This is a genomic window from Flaviflexus huanghaiensis, from assembly GCF_014118685.1.
Classification (GTDB): domain Bacteria; phylum Actinomycetota; class Actinomycetes; order Actinomycetales; family Actinomycetaceae; genus Flaviflexus; species Flaviflexus huanghaiensis.
This window is the reverse complement of sequence record NZ_JACFAK010000009.1, coordinates 40,646-55,909: the sequence shown is the minus strand read 5'-3', so window position 1 is coordinate 55,909 and position 15,264 is coordinate 40,646. Positions and strand designations below refer to the sequence as shown.

The following is a 15,264-nucleotide window of genomic DNA, read 5'->3' as shown; positions in this document are numbered from 1 at the left end:
AGCTCTAGGGGTGGAGTACGGAAGTAGCGATATCGAGCGGTGGGCACCAGAGGGTGCCCACAGCCAAGCTCGCGGACCGTTCGAGCGCGATCGAGCACGAGTCCTCCACTCCTCGGGTTTGCGCCGCCTCGGTGCGAAGACGCAAGTGCTCGGCCCGGCCACGAACGACTTCATTCGAACTCGCCTCACCCACACGCTCGAAGTAGCCCAGATCGGCCGTTCCCTGGCAAAGTATGTGGGCGCCGACCAGGACCTTGTCGAGACCGCCTGTCTCTGCCATGACCTCGGCCACCCGCCATTCGGTCACAACGGTGAGCGCGCGCTCGCGGAGGTGGCACGCTCGATCGGCGGTTTCGAAGGTAATGCCCAGACATTGCGTCTCATCACGCGGCTGGAGCCCAAGAGGTTTTTCCCAGATGGCAGACCCGCTGGTCTCAACCTCACCCGAGCTGCGGTTGATGCGACGATCAAGTATCCGTGGGGTGTCGAGGCGGGACAGCGGAAATTTAACTATTACGAGGACGATTCGGATGTGTTCGAGTGGGCTCGGCGCGGCGCCGATGGTCTCTGCGCCGAATCGCAGATCATGGATCTCGCCGATGACATCGGCTACTCAGTGCACGATGTTGAGGATGCGGTCGTCCGAGGCCACGTCGTTCTCGAACGTCTCGCGGACGAGCACGAGCGGATCATCGAGGCAACCGTTGGCTGGTACGGGGGAGACGCGGACCGCTTAAGCGCCGCATTCGACCGTCTCCTCCCGTTGTTTCCGCAGACGTATACCGGCTCACAGGCAGATCTTGCACACCTCAAGGACTTAACGTCGGAATTTATCGGACGGTTCCTCACCGCGGTGACGGAGGCGTCGCCGACGTCCGTCCGATATCGCGGCGGCATCATCGTGCCGCGGGAGATCGCGGATGAAATCCTGCTCCTCAAGGGCATAGCGGTCACTTTTGTCATGGCGCCGCGGGAGCTCGAGCCCACCTATCTGTCCCAACGGTCAGTGCTTTTCGACCTCGTCGACGCTCTGTGGGATCGTCCCGCAGAGATGGAGACGATGTATTTTGAGCCGTATCTTCGTTCGGAGGATAGCGACGCAAAGTTGCGATGCATTATCGATCAGATCGCCGCGCTCACCGACCAGTCGGCAATGGCGTGGCACGCTCGCCTGTGCGGGATGTTGAGGAGTTCGCTGTGATCCCGAGGGAGGACATCGACAAGGTCCGCGAGCTCGTCCGGATTGAGGAGATCGTCGGCGATTACGTTTCACTCAGGCACGCGGGCGCGGGCTCGATGAAGGGGCTTTGCCCGTTCCATGACGAGAAGACACCGTCCTTCCATGTGCGCCCCCTCGTCGGTCGATGGCACTGCTTCGGCTGCGGTGAGGGTGGCGATGTCTTCTCCTTCGTCGAGCGGATCGAACACATCCCCTTCATCGAAGCTGTCCAGTTTCTCGCACGGAAGGTCGGCGTCGAACTGAGAAACGATGCTCGGCCCAGAGAAAACAGGGGCGTGACTCGGTCCAGGCTCGTCGATGCTCATACCCAAGCTGTCATTTTCTATCGTGAAAGGCTCAGCGAAAATTCGCGTGCCCTCGAGGTCCTCACGCGCCGCGGCTTTGACCAGGAGGCGATCGACGCGTTCGAGGTCGGATATTCGCCAGACTCATGGGACGAATTGCTCCGCTACTTGCGCGGGAAGGGTTTCACGGAGCAGGAGCTCGCAGCGACCGGTTTGTTTTCGTCTGGGACGCGAGGCATGTACGACCGGTTCAGAGGGCGGCTTATGTGGCCGATCCATTCGATCACGGGTGAAACGATCGGCTTCGGCGCCCGCATCATCGGTGACGGTCAGCCGAAGTACCTCAATACACCTGAAACGCAGCTGTACCAAAAATCGAAGGTGCTCTACGGCCTCGATCTTGCGAAGAAACATATCGCGGCCGAACGGAGAATCGTTATCGTCGAGGGTTACACCGACGTTATGGCCGCTCATATCGCTGGCGTCAAGACGGCCGTGGCCACGTGCGGCACCGCATTCGGCACGGAGCATACGAAGATCGTCCGTCGCCTCATCGGCGATTCCGCGTCCCCCTCCGCTGGTGTCATGCTGTCGAGTGGCCAGGCGATTGGCGGCGAAATCATCTTTACGTTCGACGGTGACGTGGCTGGACAGAAGGCCGCACTGCGTGCCTACGAGGAGGATCAGGCCTTCGCGGCGCAGACCTTCATTGCGGTCGCGAAAGATGGTCGGGACCCTGCAGACGTATGGCTGGAGAGCGGCGATCAGGCGCTCCATCGGCTCATTGACTCACGCGAGCCGCTCTTCGCGTTTGCGATCCGCTCCGTCCTGACGGGCGCTCGCCTCGGCACCGCTGAAGGCAGAGTCGCGGGCCTGCGGGCCGCTGCTCCCATGGTTGCGGGCATCCGTGACAGGGTTCTGCGCGGGGAGTACATCCGCCAGCTTGCCGGGTGGCTCGGCATGGACGAGGACACGGTGCGTAGCTACGTCCGGGGGGCCGGGGGGCCGCAGGGGCATGCCCGCCACACACCCGCGCAGCTGGCGCCACGGCACCAGCTACGCGACCCGGTTGAGCGGGTAGAGCGAGAATCTCTTGAAGTGATCCTCCAGATGCCGAACTACGCTGGCGCCGCCGGCGTCGATGACCTCCCGGCCGATACGTATGTCGTGCCCGTTCACCGCGCCATTCACGATGCGATCCGCGCCGCTGGTGGAGTCGCTGCCTATTCGGTCAAGGCGGAGGAACTCGCTGCCCGCGGTATCGATGATCCGCATGGACGGGCGAACGCCTGGTTCATCGACGAGGTGACGACCCAGGCCGGACCGGAAGTTGCCGTCGCGATCTCTCAAATCGCAGTGGCGCCGATTCCGCAGTCCAGCCCCGAGGGGATGTGGAGCTACGCACGCGGGATCATCCTTTCTCTACTCCGAGCTGGCGTGACCCGGCAGATCGGAGAGATCAAAGGCAGGCTTCAACGCTCGGACCCCGAAGAGCAGACCGCTCTCTTCGCGAGACTCATGCAGCTTGAGAAGCAGAAGCGCGCCTACGAAGAGGCATGAGCCGCCCCGGCCGTGTCAGATGAACCGGTCGAGGTAGGGTAACGCCCGGGAGGTTCCGGCATAGACGTGCGCGGCGGCAAACTTATCGCCTCGTGTTGGTCCGCGGTTGACAATAACGATCGGGATGTCGGCCTTGGCGGCCTCTCGGACAAAACGGAGAGCCGACGCGACGGACAGCGAGCTCCCAGCAACGAGAACTGCCTCCGAGTTTGCAACGATGCGGCGCGCCTCAAAGACGTTAGTCGGATCGACTTTCCCTCCGAAGAACACGACGTCTGTGCAGAGGATTCCCCCGCACCAGGGGCAGTCCGCCACCTGAAAATCCGCAGTGTCCGTGATTGCCGCGTCCGCATCTGGGGCGACCTCCACGTCCTCAATATGCCTCTTCGCCCAACCGGGATTGAGTTCGGTCAGCATCTCGTGGAGCTCTGCGCGATCCAAGTATCTTCCGCACTGCGTGCACACGACACGATCGCCCCGTCCATGAAGGTTGACAAGCCGCTCCGTTCCAGCAGCGGCATGGAGCATGTCAACGTTCTGCGTGATGACGCCAGTGAGGATCTCACGGTGCTCAAGATGGGCGAGGGCGTAGTGGCCAGCATTGGGCACAGCCTGCGCGGGACGGGACCATCCGACGTGATTGCGTGCCCAGTAGTGAGCGCGATACGACTCGCTGGCCATGAACTGCTGGATCGTCATGGGATTGCGCGGAGGCGAGCCGGGCGAACGATAGTCAGGCAAACCCGAGTCGGTCGAGATCCCGGCTCCCGTGATCGCAGCGATCTTCTTCCCGGCAAGGACCGCCATCGCCGGTTCCATGGCTGCGGCGAGATCGGTGGGCTCGGGACGAGCAGCCTCCGCTGGCGGGGCCTGAATGTTTCTGATCCGCAGATTGCGCGGAGCGCTACCTCTGGGGAAGTAGTCCTCGATCGAGTTGGCCATGGACCAACTTTAATTGATCCCCGCTCTTCGGTTCGGTGATGGTGGCGACACCGCGCCGCCAATAGCGGGGCAATGGATTGTTACACTCGGCGAATGGGAGGCACGGTCGCACGCGTGCGGAGAGATTTGGGTCCGGGCAGAGCTCGGGCCTGGTGGTCCGTCATGTTTTTGTGCCTGGTCCTCCTCGTCGCGATGATCGCTTTCGACATCATGCATCGACTCCACGTCACGCGCGGCATGTTCCCGAGCTTCGATCATTGGCGTTTCGACTCGGATGCGGACCAGAGCATCTCCGAGATGCTGGGATACGTCCAGTCCCTCGTCGCCCACGGCGCGCTACTCTACCTCGGGACCAAACTGAAAGACGCATGGACGCATATCGTCCTCGCCCAGACGATGCTCCTCGTCGTCCTCGACGATTACCTTCGCCTCCACGAGACGATGAGGGAAACCTTTGTCGACATTCTTCGCCTCCAACCGGCCTTTGGACTGAGGGCGGAAGACATAGGGGAACTGTTTGCGTGGGTTACGTTGGGAACACCGGTTCTCGTCCTTTTTGCCGTGGCGTGGCACCATTCGAGTGACCGGGCGCGGTCCCAGGCCCGTCTCCTCATCATCGGCTTCGCCGTCATCGTCTTCTTCGCCGTCATCGTTGACATGACCGCCGTGTTTCTCGAAGTTTTCGGCATCGCGCAGGGCGCTGCTGGATGGCAGGGCAGAACCTACTACGTGCTCACTTTGGTGGAGTCAACCGGGGAGCTTGCGGGCCAATCGATCGTCATGCTTATTGCCCTGTACTTCCTCTTCGAGCAAATCGAAGAGCACGACAGGGCAACTCACCCGAGGCCTCGGCCCGCTCGTAGCTAGGCAGAACGGCATAGCCAATCGTGCAGTGCCCCCAACAGGACTCGAACCTGTGACCTATGGATTATGAGTCCACTGCTCTAACCGACTGAGCTATAGGGGCGAACAGAGCAATTCTAATCGACTGCTCGCGCAGGGGCGAAATGGTGACGGCCCGCCACATGAGAAGCGTGTGAGCCACTGTGCAACCGGTGTGAAAGATATTTCGTTCCAGTGGCGTCGGCACGCCCGCTTGGTCAGGTGCGTCCCTTAGTCCCGCACTTAGCGCACTTACGGTTCCTACACTCAAAGTGAACCCAAGGAGGGATAGATGTCTAGTGATTCCCAGGATCTGAGTACGCCTCCTCGCCGCCTCCCGCGTGCGGGGCACATGGCACAGGTCGACCAGGCAGTTCTTGAGCGTGGTCGGGTCGCGACTGCAACGGCGCCGTTGCCCGCAGCACATGGCCCACGGCTCCGACAGCACCGCGTGAGGCCCGCGAACTGGGTGCTCAACGCGACGGCGGCAGTGACAGGAATCCTGCTCGCTCTCTTCGTCACCGTCCACATGGTCGGCAACCTCAAGGTTTTTGCCGGTTCTGAGGCCTTCAACTCCTACGCACACTGGTTGCGGGTTGTTGGATATCCGCTACTACCCGAGATGTCCCTGCTGTGGATCGTCCGCTTCGTTATGGCGACCGCGATCATCCTTCACATTTGGGCTACTCTCCTCATTCGTTACCGGGGCGCGAAGCTACGAGGGCTCCGTCGCACACCCATGATGAGGGCGGGTTCCATCATCTCTCGCCTCATGCTCGTCACGGGTCTCGTTCTCCTGGTTTTCATCATCATCCACATCCTTGACCTGACGACCGGGCACATTAACGGAACGTTCCTCAGCCCGACGGCAACGGAGTCGTTCGCCTACGAGAATCTCATCAACTCGTTCCAGCGGCCCCTCTTTGCAGGCATCTATGTCTTCTCGATGCTCGCGCTCGCCGTTCATCTCGTTCACGGCCTGTGGCTCATCGCCACCGACCTCGGGGTGACGGGCGGCCGTATTAGGCCGATCTGGAAAGCCGTTGGATACGCCCTCGGCATCGTCGTCGCCGCCGTCAATCTGTCGATCCCTGTCGCAGTCCAGTTGGGAGTGCTCGCGTGAGAATCTTCAAGTCCGCACCATGGGCCAAGAGTGTCCAGGCAACACCGGCGCTACCACCTGAAAAAGCCGCAAAGATTCCACCCGTCACAGCCAGGAAGGCTGGCGTCCGTGCGGGAACCGTGCTCGACGCTCGCGAACCTGAGGGGCCACGCGAGACTGCATGGCAGCGCGCGAAAGACAACTACCGCATCGTGTCACCTCTCAACCGTCGCAAGTTCTCCGTCATCGTTGTGGGCACAGGCCTTGCAGGCGCTGGCGCTGCCGCGACGCTTGCGGAACTCGGCTACGACGTCACATCCGTTACATATCACGACACACCCCGCCGCGCCCACTCGGTCGCTGCGCAGGGCGGTATCAACGCAGCCCGGGCAAAGAAGGTCGACAATGACTCGATCTTCCGCTTCGTCACCGACACGGTGAAGGGCGGCGACTTCCGCGGCCGGGAAAGCGAAGCGTTCCGTCTCGCGGAAGAATCCGCACGGGTCATCGACCACATGAACGCGATCGGCGCACCTTTCGCACGAGAGTACGGTGGGTCGCTCAACACCCGGTCGTTTGGTGGCGTCCAGGTCTCCCGCACGTACTACACGCGCGGTCAGACAGGACAGCAGTTGCAGATTGCAGCGGCCTCCGATCTCGCTCGCCAAGTGCAGGCGGGGCGCGTCAAGCAGTATGTCCGTCACGAAATGGTCGATCTCATTGTCAAGGACGGTGTGACCCGCGGGGTCGTTGTCCGCAACCTGCTCACCGGCGAGCTGAAGCCGCTCATGGCGCATGCTGTCGTCCTCGCAACGGGCGGTTACGGCAACATCTACTTCCGGTCAACGCTTGCGAAGAACTCCAACGCTTCTGCGTCGTGGCGCGCGCACAGGCGGGGCGCTCACATGGCGATGCCGTCGTTCATCCAGTTCCACCCGACCGCCCTGCCAATCTCTTCGGAATGGCAGTCGAAGACGATTCTCATGAGCGAGTCTCTTCGTAACGACGGCCGTATTTGGGTGCCGAAAGATCCGACCGATACCCGCCCGGCGAACGAGATTCCCGAGGACGAGCGGGACTACTATCTCGAGCGAAAGTACCCGGCGTTCGGAAACCTGACGCCTCGCGATGTCGCCTCCCGTGCTGCGAAGGAGCAGATCGACAGCGGCCACGGCGTGGGTCCGCTCAAGAACTCCGTGTATCTCGATTTCCGTGATGCGATAGCGCGGGTCGGGAAAAAGGAGATCGCCGCGCGCTACGGAAACCTCTTCCACATGTACACCGATGCGACGGGTGAGGACCCCTACACGGTGCCCATGCGCATCGCCCCGGGTGCCCACTTCACGATGGGAGGTCTGTGGTCGGACTACCAGCTACAGACGTCCATTCCAGGCCTATTCGTCGCCGGTGAAGCTGGCTTCGGATATCACGGCGCAAACCGCCTCGGTGCGAATTCGCTCCTGTCCGCATGCGTCGACGGCTTCTTCACCATCCCGTACACGGTGCCGAACTACCTCGCCGACAAGCTCGGGCAGCCGCTCCTCAACACCGACGATCCGGCAGTTACGACAGCCATGGAGGAGTCGTATTCACGGTTTGACCGGCTCCTCGCCATCGGTGGCACACGACCGCCGCGTGATTTCCACAAGGATCTCGGAGAGGTCCTCTACGCGGGATGCGGGGTGGCTCGAACCAAGGCGGGACTGACCGAGGCGATTGCCAAGATCCGGGTGATCAGGAACGAATTCTATCGTGACCTTCACATCGCCGGTCCTGTCGACAAGGTCAACCAAGAGCTCGAATATGCGGGTCGAGTTGAGGACTATCTCCAACTCGCCGAGCTCATGTGTATCGATGCGCTCGAGCGGGAGGAATCATGCGGCGCACACTTCCGCGAGGAGTACCGCTCGGACACCGGCGAGGCGAAGCGCAATGACGCAGCCTGGGCGGCAGTGCTCGCCTGGGACACGGAGGACTGGGACGGCACCCCCTCGTTCGCCCGACACGTCGAGCCGCTCGAATTCGAAGCTGTGCCGCTTGTAGTGAGGGATTACCGATGAAACTGACAGTACGCGTGTGGCGCCAGACCAACCCGACCGGTGGGGGCCGCTTCGAGGAGCGGAGGGTCGACGATCTCGAACCATCGATGTCAGTCCTCGAGCTACTCGACAAGATGAATCATGACATCGTGGTCGCTGGCGGCGAGCCCGTCGTGTTCGAGTCCGACTGCCGCGAGGGGATCTGCGGGGCATGCGGCATCGTTGTCAACGGGCGGCCTCACGGTCCGATCAAGCGCACCCCTGCGTGCCACCAGCGACTCAGCTCATTCACTGATGGTTCGACCGTGACGATCGAGCCCTTCCGTTCGGGCGCCTACCCCGTTATCAGCGACCTCATGGTCGAGCGGGCGGGCCTCACGGAGATCATGCAGGCCGGAGGACACGTCGAAGTCGCGGCTGGCACGGCACCCGAGGCGGACCAGGACCGCATCACATACCGCGAGGCAGAAGAGGCACTCGATTTCGCGGCCTGCATCGGCTGCGGCGCGTGCGTTGCTGCCTGCCCGAATGGATCGGCCAACCTCTTCGTTGGAGCGAAGCTTGCCCACCTTGCCAAGCTTCCGATCCCCGCCTCGGAACGCGGTGCTCGGGCCGCAGCGATGGTGGAAGAGGCGGACCGGCTCTTTGGCCCGTGCTCTCTTCACGGGGAATGCGCGGAGGTCTGTCCAGCCGGTATTCCACTGGTCGCGGTCTCCTGGGTGAACCGCGAGAGGCTGCGGCGAGGAGTGCTCGGCCGGGATTCCTGACCGAGACACGCGGGAAACCGCGCAAGGCCCTCAACTTGATCGTGTGGTGTCAAGTTGGGGGCCTTGATTATCTACATGTTCGTCAGGTTCCGACGGCGGAATGAGATAGTGCCGATGGCCGTCAGGGTCACGGCCAGCCCCACCATCATGAGAAGTGGCGGGGCGTGGGCGTCATCAAAGGGCACGAGCGGGGTCTGGTTCACGGGAGATAGGTTGCGCAACCACTGCGGGAGTTTCAAAAGGTCTCCGAGGAACGTCTCGATCGAGACGAACGTCATGAAGATCCACGCGAGCGGTGAGAATTGCGGGCCGATGCCATAGATAAGGATCGCCACTGCACCGGAGACGACAATGGCGGGGATGAAAGCCGCCGATGCCCAGAACATCCGCACAATCCACGCGGTGTCGCCGGATGCGACAGCCAAACCGAGCCCGGAGGCAGAGCCAAGGATGAGGATCATGACGACGGTCCATGTTGCGGCGACCGCCGACCAGGCTCCGAGAAGTGCGGGTCGTGAAGCACCGGTGACAATGAGTGCATCGACTCGGCCGTGACGCTCCTCGCTGACGAGCTGGAGCACGGTTGTGATGAAAAGAATGAGGGGGCCTAGGGCGAGGTACCGAAGAATAACTGCGGCGAAGGACAGGGTGAGGTCGTCCGAGGTCACAGGGATCCACTCGGAGAACTGAGGATTGTCGTCAAGAAAAGTGTCGAGCTCCGTGGCGAGGCTTCCGAAGGCAACCGCGAAGAGGGAGAGCCCGATTGTCCACGCCGCGAAGGGTCCGAACTGCATGCGACCTGCCAGGCCGAAGGGGTTGAGGAGCGGAGCCCGCGCCTGGCCGGGACCTGGCCTCGAATGGAAGACGCCGGCACCGAGATCACGACGTTCGTTGAGCACGACGGCTCCTACGAGGAGGAGTGCGATGAAGGTGATGGAGAGCGACAGGGGCCACCAGCGCAGGTCAACGAAAAGCTTCATCTGCTGTGCCCAGGCGATGGGGGAGAGCCATGAGACCCAGGAACCCTGCGGTTCAATAACGTCGCCGATGCCGCGAACGACCGCTGCAAGGCCGAGCGTTCCAAGAGCCATACCGGTCGCTGTCCTGCTGTGCTCTGTCAACTGGGCGGTGTTAAGAGCGATAGCGCCGAACACAAGTCCGGTAACAGCCGTTGCACCGCCGAATGCGAGGGAGTCCGCGCCTTCCTGGCCCGCGGCACTGAGCGCGACGGCAACAGAAGCGCCCACTGCCAGACTGGCTGTCGCCGTCGTGAGGAACGCTGCAATGAGCGGCGCATGGCGACCAATCGACAGCGAACGCAGGATCTCCGTCCGGCCGCTCTCTTCGTCCTGTCGTGTGTGGCGGACGGCGAGGAGGATGCTCATGATTGCCGCAGGAAGAAACGTCCACAGCGAGAGTTCGTTGGCGAGCATCGCCCCGAATGTGTAGTTGTCGAGCGCGGATGCAGGGCCGGTCATCATGATCACGGCCGGGTTCGTCATGAGAGACGCGCGAGCATCCAGGGCGGCCTGGGTCGGATACGACTCGTCGAGGGCGACGACCGACAGGTAGATGATGACGAAGAAGGAGGCTGCCCAGGTCAAGATCCGTGCCCGGTCCAGCCGCAGATAGAGACGGAAGATGAATCCGAGGCCCGTCACATGTGACGGGCTTTCTCTAGATTTCAGAATCATCGCTCATCCTCGACGACATCCCCATAGTGACGAAGAAACATCTCCTCCAGGGAGGGTGGGCTGATACGGACGTTAACGACGTCAAGAGCCGAGAGTGTCGACAGGATAGAGCCGACGGCAGCGTCGTCGATGACGAACGTTATTCTCGGTCCATCGACATGGAGATCGTGGACCTCCCGATTAGCGCGCAGATGTGAGGGGTCCTTGCGGACCGTCGCTGTCACGGTGGAGCGCGTGAGGTGACGAAGCTCCTCGAGCGGCCCGCTTTGCACCTCCCTGCCAGCGCGGATGATGGTGACGGAATCGCAGAGTCTCTCCACCTCGGCGAGGATATGGCTGGACAGCAGGACTGTTCGGCCCTGGGCCTTGAGAGCGCGAACCTCGTCCATGAAGATCGCCTCCATGAGCGGGTCGAGGCCGGCCGTGGGCTCGTCGAGGAGGAGTAGTTCAGCGTCCGAGGCGAGTGCCGCGATGAGAGCGACTTTCTGGCGATTGCCCTTCGAATACGCTCTCGTCTTCTTCGTCGGATCAAGCTCAAACTTGTCGATGAGCTCGTCCCGACGCCCCCTCTCATGTGGCGAGCGGTGATGGCGCGTGAGAATATCGATCGTCTCGCCGCCCGTCAGACTGGGCCAGAGCGCCGTCTCTCCTGCGACGTATGAGATTCGGCGATGAATTCGAACCGAATCCGCCCACGGGTCCATGCCTAATACTCGCGTCTCGCCCTTCTCCTGTCGGAGTACGCCGAGCAGAATCCGAATGGTCGTCGACTTTCCGGAGCCGTTGGGTCCAAGGAAGCCCCGGACCTCGCCCGGTTGCACGTCGAGCGACAGGCCGTCCAGCGCCCGGGTTTTACCGAAGGTGCGGACAAGGTTCGACACCGAGATCGCAGGCTCTGTCATGAGTATTCCTCACGTCTAGTGGCGAGTCGGGGCTCGCCCGGTGTGCTCATTCTACGCGTGTCTGACGTTCGGGTATCCGGGTCGCTGACGTGCGGTTGCGGCGTGCTACGCACTGAAGCGTGACGGGTTAGCAAGCTTTTTAGACACAGTGTCAAGTGGTAATTGGTGATGTGAGCAGGGCTATAACCCAGGGATAGCGCGGCTTGGCAGACCCGTAGGACCTGAGGCCCATGCCGAAACGGCCGTTGATCAGAGAATGGAAGCAAGGATTCTGGGAGAAATCTGCATGGATCTGCGATATCGACGGCGATGTCTGGAAGGGCGGGAGATGGCATGGCTGACAACGAACCAGCCACAACCGGGTCCGTACCTGCCGAGCCTAAGCGCAGGCGTTGGTTCCGCGGCAGAAATGTCGTGCTTTTTCTCGCGGTTTTCGTGTTCGGCTCTTTCGTTGGGGTCGGAAGCTTCACGTTCCTTTACGCCAACGGCATCGGCTACCTTTATGACGACCCCGAGACGTGCGCGCAGTGTCATGCAATGGATGAATATCTCGAGGGATACAACAAGGGAAGCCACAAAGACGTGGCAACCTGCAACGACTGCCACATGCCGCACGACAACATCATCAACAAGTACTGGGTGAAGGCGGACAACGGATTTTGGCACGCGTTGAAATTCACGACCGGTGACTACCCAACGAACATCGAGATCCGTGACTCGAACAGACAGGTGACGAATGCAGCCTGTCTCTACTGTCACGGTGATTATCTCAGCGAGGTCCATCAGGCCCGCGCTGAAGGGGATGAATTGGACTGCACGCGGTGTCACGAGACCGTGGGCCATGCGAAGTGAGTGACGAGATGAGTGAGAACGAGACACAGGCAGAGGTTGGGACGACTCGCAGGGGATGGACAGCCTCGAAAGTGCTCATCGCGGTGGTCCTCACCGCCGTGGTGACGTTCGGTATGACGGCGTTGCTTGTCAACATCCTCGAGCGCCGGACCGAGTCCGCACAGCCGAACCACAACGTCGTCGAGCTGAGCGACACGACCTATGACCCCGCGGTATGGGGGCAAAACTATCCCCAGCAGTACGAGAGCTATCTCAGGACTGAAGAGATGGGACTGACGGTCTACGGTGGCTCCCAACCGATTGAGCTGACGCCGTCGGAGACCGACCCGCGTTCAGTTGGATCATCATCGCGGCTCGAGGACGATCCGAGGCTGAGGATCATGTGGGCCGGGTACGCGTTCGCTAAGGGGTACACCCATGCCCGCGGACACGAATGGATGCTTGAAGATCAGCGCTACACGGTCCGAGTCCTCGACTTCAACCAGCCCGGCACATGCCTCAACTGCCATGCGTCAATGCCGGAGGTCTACGACGAGCTCGGCAATGGAGATAGGGAAGCTGGCTTCGACACGGTCAACGCCATGACGTACAGCGAGGCCACCCAGCACGCCTCGGGTCCCGTCGCCTGCATTGACTGTCATGATCCTGACACAATGTCCCTGCGCATCACGCGGCCTGCATTCGTCACCGGAATCGCCGCGTTGAAAGCCAGCGAAGGCATCGAAGACTATGACGTCAACCGAGATGCGACAACGGATGAAATGCGCTCGTACGTCTGCGCCCAGTGCCACGTCGAATACTACTTCGATGGAGATGCTGGTAATCGGCTGACCTTCCCGTGGGCCGAGGGCAATCACATCGACGATATCTGGAAGTATTACGAGGAGGATGGCCACATCGATTTCGAACACGAGATCACCGGGGCATCCATTCTCAAGGCGCAACACCCAGAGTTTGAGATCTGGAGCCAGGGCGTCCACGCGGATGCAGGAGTTTCGTGTGCTGACTGCCACATGTCTTATGACAGGTCGGCGGCGCAGAAGGTCACGGACCACCACATCAACTCCCCACTATTCGACGCCAATGCCTCGTGCGGAACGTGCCATAGCGACGACGCGGAGACGCTTGTCAACCGAGTGGTGACGCTCCAGGACCGCTTCGTTGTCTCTCGCAACCAGGCATTCGATGCCCTCGTCAGCCTCATTTACAACATCGAAGAAGGAATGGCGAACGGTGTCGACGAGGACTCTCTCGATCTGGCGCGCGAATACCAGAACAAGGCGAGTTTCTACCTCGACTTCGTGTACTCAGAGAACTCGTACGGGTTCCATGCTCCCGACTACACCCAGTCGGTTCTCATCGACTCGATGGATGCCTCGCGGATGGGCGAGTTGGCACTCGAAGGCGCGTCCCGAGAAGATCTCGAAGCATCTGAGGTCACGCAGAAATACGCCCAGGACATCGAAGATCGTTCCGACCTTGAGTTCCTCCGATGACCGGCGAGCCGGAGTCCGCGTCCGATCGGGCGGGTGCGACTCCGAGCGACATTCTTGCCTTTCTCGAGACGGCACCGGAATCTGTCCGGGGTTGGGCTGACCAGCAAGCACAGCTCATTCGCAGGGCCCAACCCGAACAGGTCTCGGACAGCGTGGCTGACGAGCTGCCGGCCGACCCCAACGACATTGCGCTCGCCGAGCTCGACGAGATCGAGGACGACATCCCTGTCTTCCGCAGGCGTAAGAAGAAGAGTGCACCTGTGGCGAAGCCTGCCGAGGCCGGCTATTCCGAGCGTCGGGTCATCCTCATTTCCCTCGCCATTGCCCTCGTCGTCGGCATCGGTTCCGGTGTGTTTTTTGCGAACCAGTCGAACCAAAATATCGTCGCTGCTCAGCAGATGCAGATGCCCGACGGGCATCCCGATATGGGCGGCGACAATTCGGTACCGGTCGCGACGATGGCGGAACTTGAAGCACAGATACTCGCAGACGAGACAGATACCGACGCTCTCGTTGAGCTCGGAACGCTTCGGTTCGACAACGGTGAATTTGATATTGCCGAAGAGCTCTGGTTGCGGGCGCTTGAGATTGACCCGAATCGTATCGAGGCTCATTACAACCTGGGTTTCGCCTACCTTGCATCCGATCCGCCCCGGCCTGAGCAAGCAATCGAGGCCTGGAACACGGTGATCGACATCGACCCGGAATCCGATCTCGCCGAGAACGTCACGATGCACGTGGCAGCGATCGCCGCTGAACTCGCGAATAACGACACCGGCGGGGAGGAGGAAGACGGTCCATGACTATCCCGCTCGTTTTCCTCGCCGGGGTCCTAGCCTTCCTGTCGCCCTGCTTTCTACCACTCGTTCCCGTATTCTCTGCATACGTCGCGGGAACGAATCCATCCTCCCGAGACTCGGGCAACGTTCTGACAGCTACTCGGACACGGGCTGCGGCTCGCGCAGGAGTCTTTGTCCTCGCCTTTTCGTCGGTGTTCGCGGGCCTCTGGCTCCTCGTCGGACTGGTTGGCTGGGCAGTCGGTGATTATCGCGGCATCCTCACGATCGCCGGAGGGGCGATGCTCGTCGCTCTTGGCCTCCACGTCGCCGGACTCATCCGGATCCCGGTCCTTGACCGCACGGCGAGAGCGAACATCGACCTTGATGGCGATCCGAGCATGCGCCGCGCTGCACTTCTTGGCCTCGCATTCGGGGCGGGATGGACGCCATGCATCGGCCCCGTCCTCGGTGGGGTCATTGGCGTCGCCACCACCCAGTCGGTCGCCGAGGGCGCGCTTCTGCTGGCGGTCTTCTGTGCCGGCCTCGGCATCCCGTTCATTCTTGTCGCAACTGGCATTGGGGGCATTCTCGAGCGTGCGTCGTGGGTGAAGAGCCGTTACCGAACGATCGAGCTGGTCGTGGGGCTCGCGCTTGTCCTTATCGGTTTCCTCATGATTTCCGGGCTGTTGGAGAAGCTGACAGCCCTCGTACCGGCGGTGATGTGA

Annotated in this window: 13 protein-coding genes and 1 tRNA gene; 10 read left to right on the top strand and 4 right to left on the bottom strand. The window is 61.4% G+C overall.

What is annotated here, in order from left to right; genetic code table 11:
• Positions 1 to 10 precede the first annotated feature (10 nt).
• Positions 11 to 1,201 carry a deoxyguanosinetriphosphate triphosphohydrolase gene (locus tag H7E91_RS07975; RefSeq protein ID WP_182354569.1) on the top strand — a complete coding sequence of 397 codons (1,191 nt, stop codon included), beginning with the start codon at positions 11 to 13 and terminating at the stop codon, positions 1,199 to 1,201.
• Positions 1,198 to 3,084 carry a DNA primase gene (dnaG, locus tag H7E91_RS07970; protein WP_338401769.1) on the top strand — a complete coding sequence of 629 codons (1,887 nt, stop codon included), beginning with the start codon at positions 1,198 to 1,200 and terminating at the stop codon, positions 3,082 to 3,084. The genes H7E91_RS07975 and dnaG overlap by 4 nt, the downstream gene beginning before the upstream one ends.
• Before the next feature lie 15 nt (positions 3,085 to 3,099).
• Here the strand turns inward: dnaG and H7E91_RS07965 are convergent, their stop codons facing one another.
• The gene (locus tag H7E91_RS07965; protein WP_182354567.1) at positions 3,100 to 4,026 is read right to left on the bottom strand and encodes a Sir2 family NAD-dependent protein deacetylase; all 927 of its coding nucleotides are present in this window, start codon (positions 4,024 to 4,026) and stop codon (positions 3,100 to 3,102) included.
• Between the two features lie 93 nt (positions 4,027 to 4,119).
• Between H7E91_RS07965 and H7E91_RS07960 the strand changes: the two genes are divergently transcribed.
• Complete coding sequence (locus tag H7E91_RS07960) at positions 4,120 to 4,893, top strand: hypothetical protein (RefSeq protein ID WP_182354566.1); 774 nt, start codon at positions 4,120 to 4,122, stop codon at positions 4,891 to 4,893.
• A 26-nt stretch (positions 4,894 to 4,919) separates the two neighbouring features.
• On the opposite strand, the gene H7E91_RS07955 is transcribed toward H7E91_RS07960, so the two are convergent.
• A tRNA-Ile gene (locus H7E91_RS07955) sits at positions 4,920 to 4,993 on the bottom strand.
• A 207-nt stretch (positions 4,994 to 5,200) separates the two neighbouring features.
• On the opposite strand from H7E91_RS07955, the gene H7E91_RS07950 reads away from it, so the two are divergent.
• The 3 genes from H7E91_RS07950 to H7E91_RS07940 all read left to right on the top strand — a co-directional run bounded on the left by H7E91_RS07950 (position 5,201) and on the right by H7E91_RS07940 (position 8,816).
• Positions 5,201 to 6,031 carry a succinate dehydrogenase cytochrome b subunit gene (locus H7E91_RS07950; RefSeq protein WP_206680388.1) on the top strand — a complete coding sequence of 277 codons (831 nt, stop codon included), beginning with the start codon at positions 5,201 to 5,203 and terminating at the stop codon, positions 6,029 to 6,031.
• 74 nt (positions 6,032 to 6,105) lie between these two features.
• Positions 6,106 to 8,070, top strand: a complete 1,965-nt coding sequence (locus H7E91_RS07945) for a fumarate reductase/succinate dehydrogenase flavoprotein subunit (RefSeq protein ID WP_182354645.1) — start codon at positions 6,106 to 6,108, stop codon at positions 8,068 to 8,070.
• On the top strand, positions 8,067 to 8,816 hold the full coding sequence (locus H7E91_RS07940) for a succinate dehydrogenase/fumarate reductase iron-sulfur subunit (protein WP_182354565.1): 750 nt from the start codon (positions 8,067 to 8,069) through the stop codon (positions 8,814 to 8,816). The genes H7E91_RS07945 and H7E91_RS07940 overlap by 4 nt, the downstream gene beginning before the upstream one ends.
• A 71-nt stretch (positions 8,817 to 8,887) precedes the next feature.
• Here H7E91_RS07940 and H7E91_RS07935 read toward each other — a convergent pair whose 3' ends face one another.
• Positions 8,888 to 10,510, bottom strand: a complete 1,623-nt coding sequence (locus H7E91_RS07935; protein WP_182354564.1) for an ABC transporter permease — start codon at positions 10,508 to 10,510, stop codon at positions 8,888 to 8,890.
• Positions 10,507 to 11,412 carry an ABC transporter ATP-binding protein gene (locus H7E91_RS07930; protein WP_182354563.1) on the bottom strand — a complete coding sequence of 302 codons (906 nt, stop codon included), beginning with the start codon at positions 11,410 to 11,412 and terminating at the stop codon, positions 10,507 to 10,509. Before H7E91_RS07930 ends, H7E91_RS07935 begins: the two co-directional genes overlap by 4 nt.
• Before the next feature lie 333 nt (positions 11,413 to 11,745).
• On the opposite strand from H7E91_RS07930, the gene nrfH reads away from it, so the two are divergent.
• From nrfH to H7E91_RS07910, 4 genes are read left to right on the top strand one after another with little or no spacing between them, the layout of a single operon-like run.
• Positions 11,746 to 12,264, top strand: a complete 519-nt coding sequence (gene nrfH / locus H7E91_RS07925) for a cytochrome c nitrite reductase small subunit (RefSeq protein ID WP_182354562.1) — start codon at positions 11,746 to 11,748, stop codon at positions 12,262 to 12,264.
• Positions 12,265 to 12,272: 8 nt separating this feature from the next.
• Positions 12,273 to 13,760 (top strand): ammonia-forming cytochrome c nitrite reductase subunit c552, encoded by a 1,488-nt coding sequence (locus tag H7E91_RS07920; RefSeq protein ID WP_182354561.1) that lies wholly within the window; start codon positions 12,273 to 12,275, stop codon positions 13,758 to 13,760.
• On the top strand, positions 13,757 to 14,563 hold the full coding sequence (locus H7E91_RS07915; RefSeq protein ID WP_182354560.1) for a tetratricopeptide repeat protein: 807 nt from the start codon (positions 13,757 to 13,759) through the stop codon (positions 14,561 to 14,563). Before H7E91_RS07920 ends, H7E91_RS07915 begins: the two co-directional genes overlap by 4 nt.
• The gene (locus H7E91_RS07910) at positions 14,560 to 15,264 is read left to right on the top strand and encodes a cytochrome c biogenesis CcdA family protein (RefSeq protein WP_182354559.1); all 705 of its coding nucleotides are present in this window, start codon (positions 14,560 to 14,562) and stop codon (positions 15,262 to 15,264) included. Before H7E91_RS07915 ends, H7E91_RS07910 begins: the two co-directional genes overlap by 4 nt.

Bases quoted from the DNA above. Each gene is read 5' to 3' on its own strand.
- H7E91_RS07965 (WP_182354567.1), bottom strand. From the start codon at position 4,026: ATGGCCAACTCGATCGAGGACTACTTCCCCAGAGGTAGCGCTCCGCGC.
- H7E91_RS07960 (WP_182354566.1), top strand. From the start codon at position 4,120: ATGGGAGGCACGGTCGCACGCGTGCGGAGAGATTTGGGTCCGGGCAGA.
- H7E91_RS07950 (WP_206680388.1), top strand. From the start codon at position 5,201: ATGTCTAGTGATTCCCAGGATCTGAGTACGCCTCCTCGCCGCCTCCCG.
- H7E91_RS07940 (WP_182354565.1), top strand. From the start codon at position 8,067: ATGAAACTGACAGTACGCGTGTGGCGCCAGACCAACCCGACCGGTGGG.
- H7E91_RS07935 (WP_182354564.1), bottom strand. From the start codon at position 10,510: ATGATTCTGAAATCTAGAGAAAGCCCGTCACATGTGACGGGCCTCGGA.
- H7E91_RS07930 (WP_182354563.1), bottom strand. From the start codon at position 11,412: ATGACAGAGCCTGCGATCTCGGTGTCGAACCTTGTCCGCACCTTCGGT.
- nrfH (WP_182354562.1), top strand. From the start codon at position 11,746: ATGGCTGACAACGAACCAGCCACAACCGGGTCCGTACCTGCCGAGCCT.
- H7E91_RS07920 (WP_182354561.1), top strand. From the start codon at position 12,273: ATGAGTGAGAACGAGACACAGGCAGAGGTTGGGACGACTCGCAGGGGA.
- H7E91_RS07915 (WP_182354560.1), top strand. From the start codon at position 13,757: ATGACCGGCGAGCCGGAGTCCGCGTCCGATCGGGCGGGTGCGACTCCG.
- H7E91_RS07910 (WP_182354559.1), top strand. From the start codon at position 14,560: ATGACTATCCCGCTCGTTTTCCTCGCCGGGGTCCTAGCCTTCCTGTCG.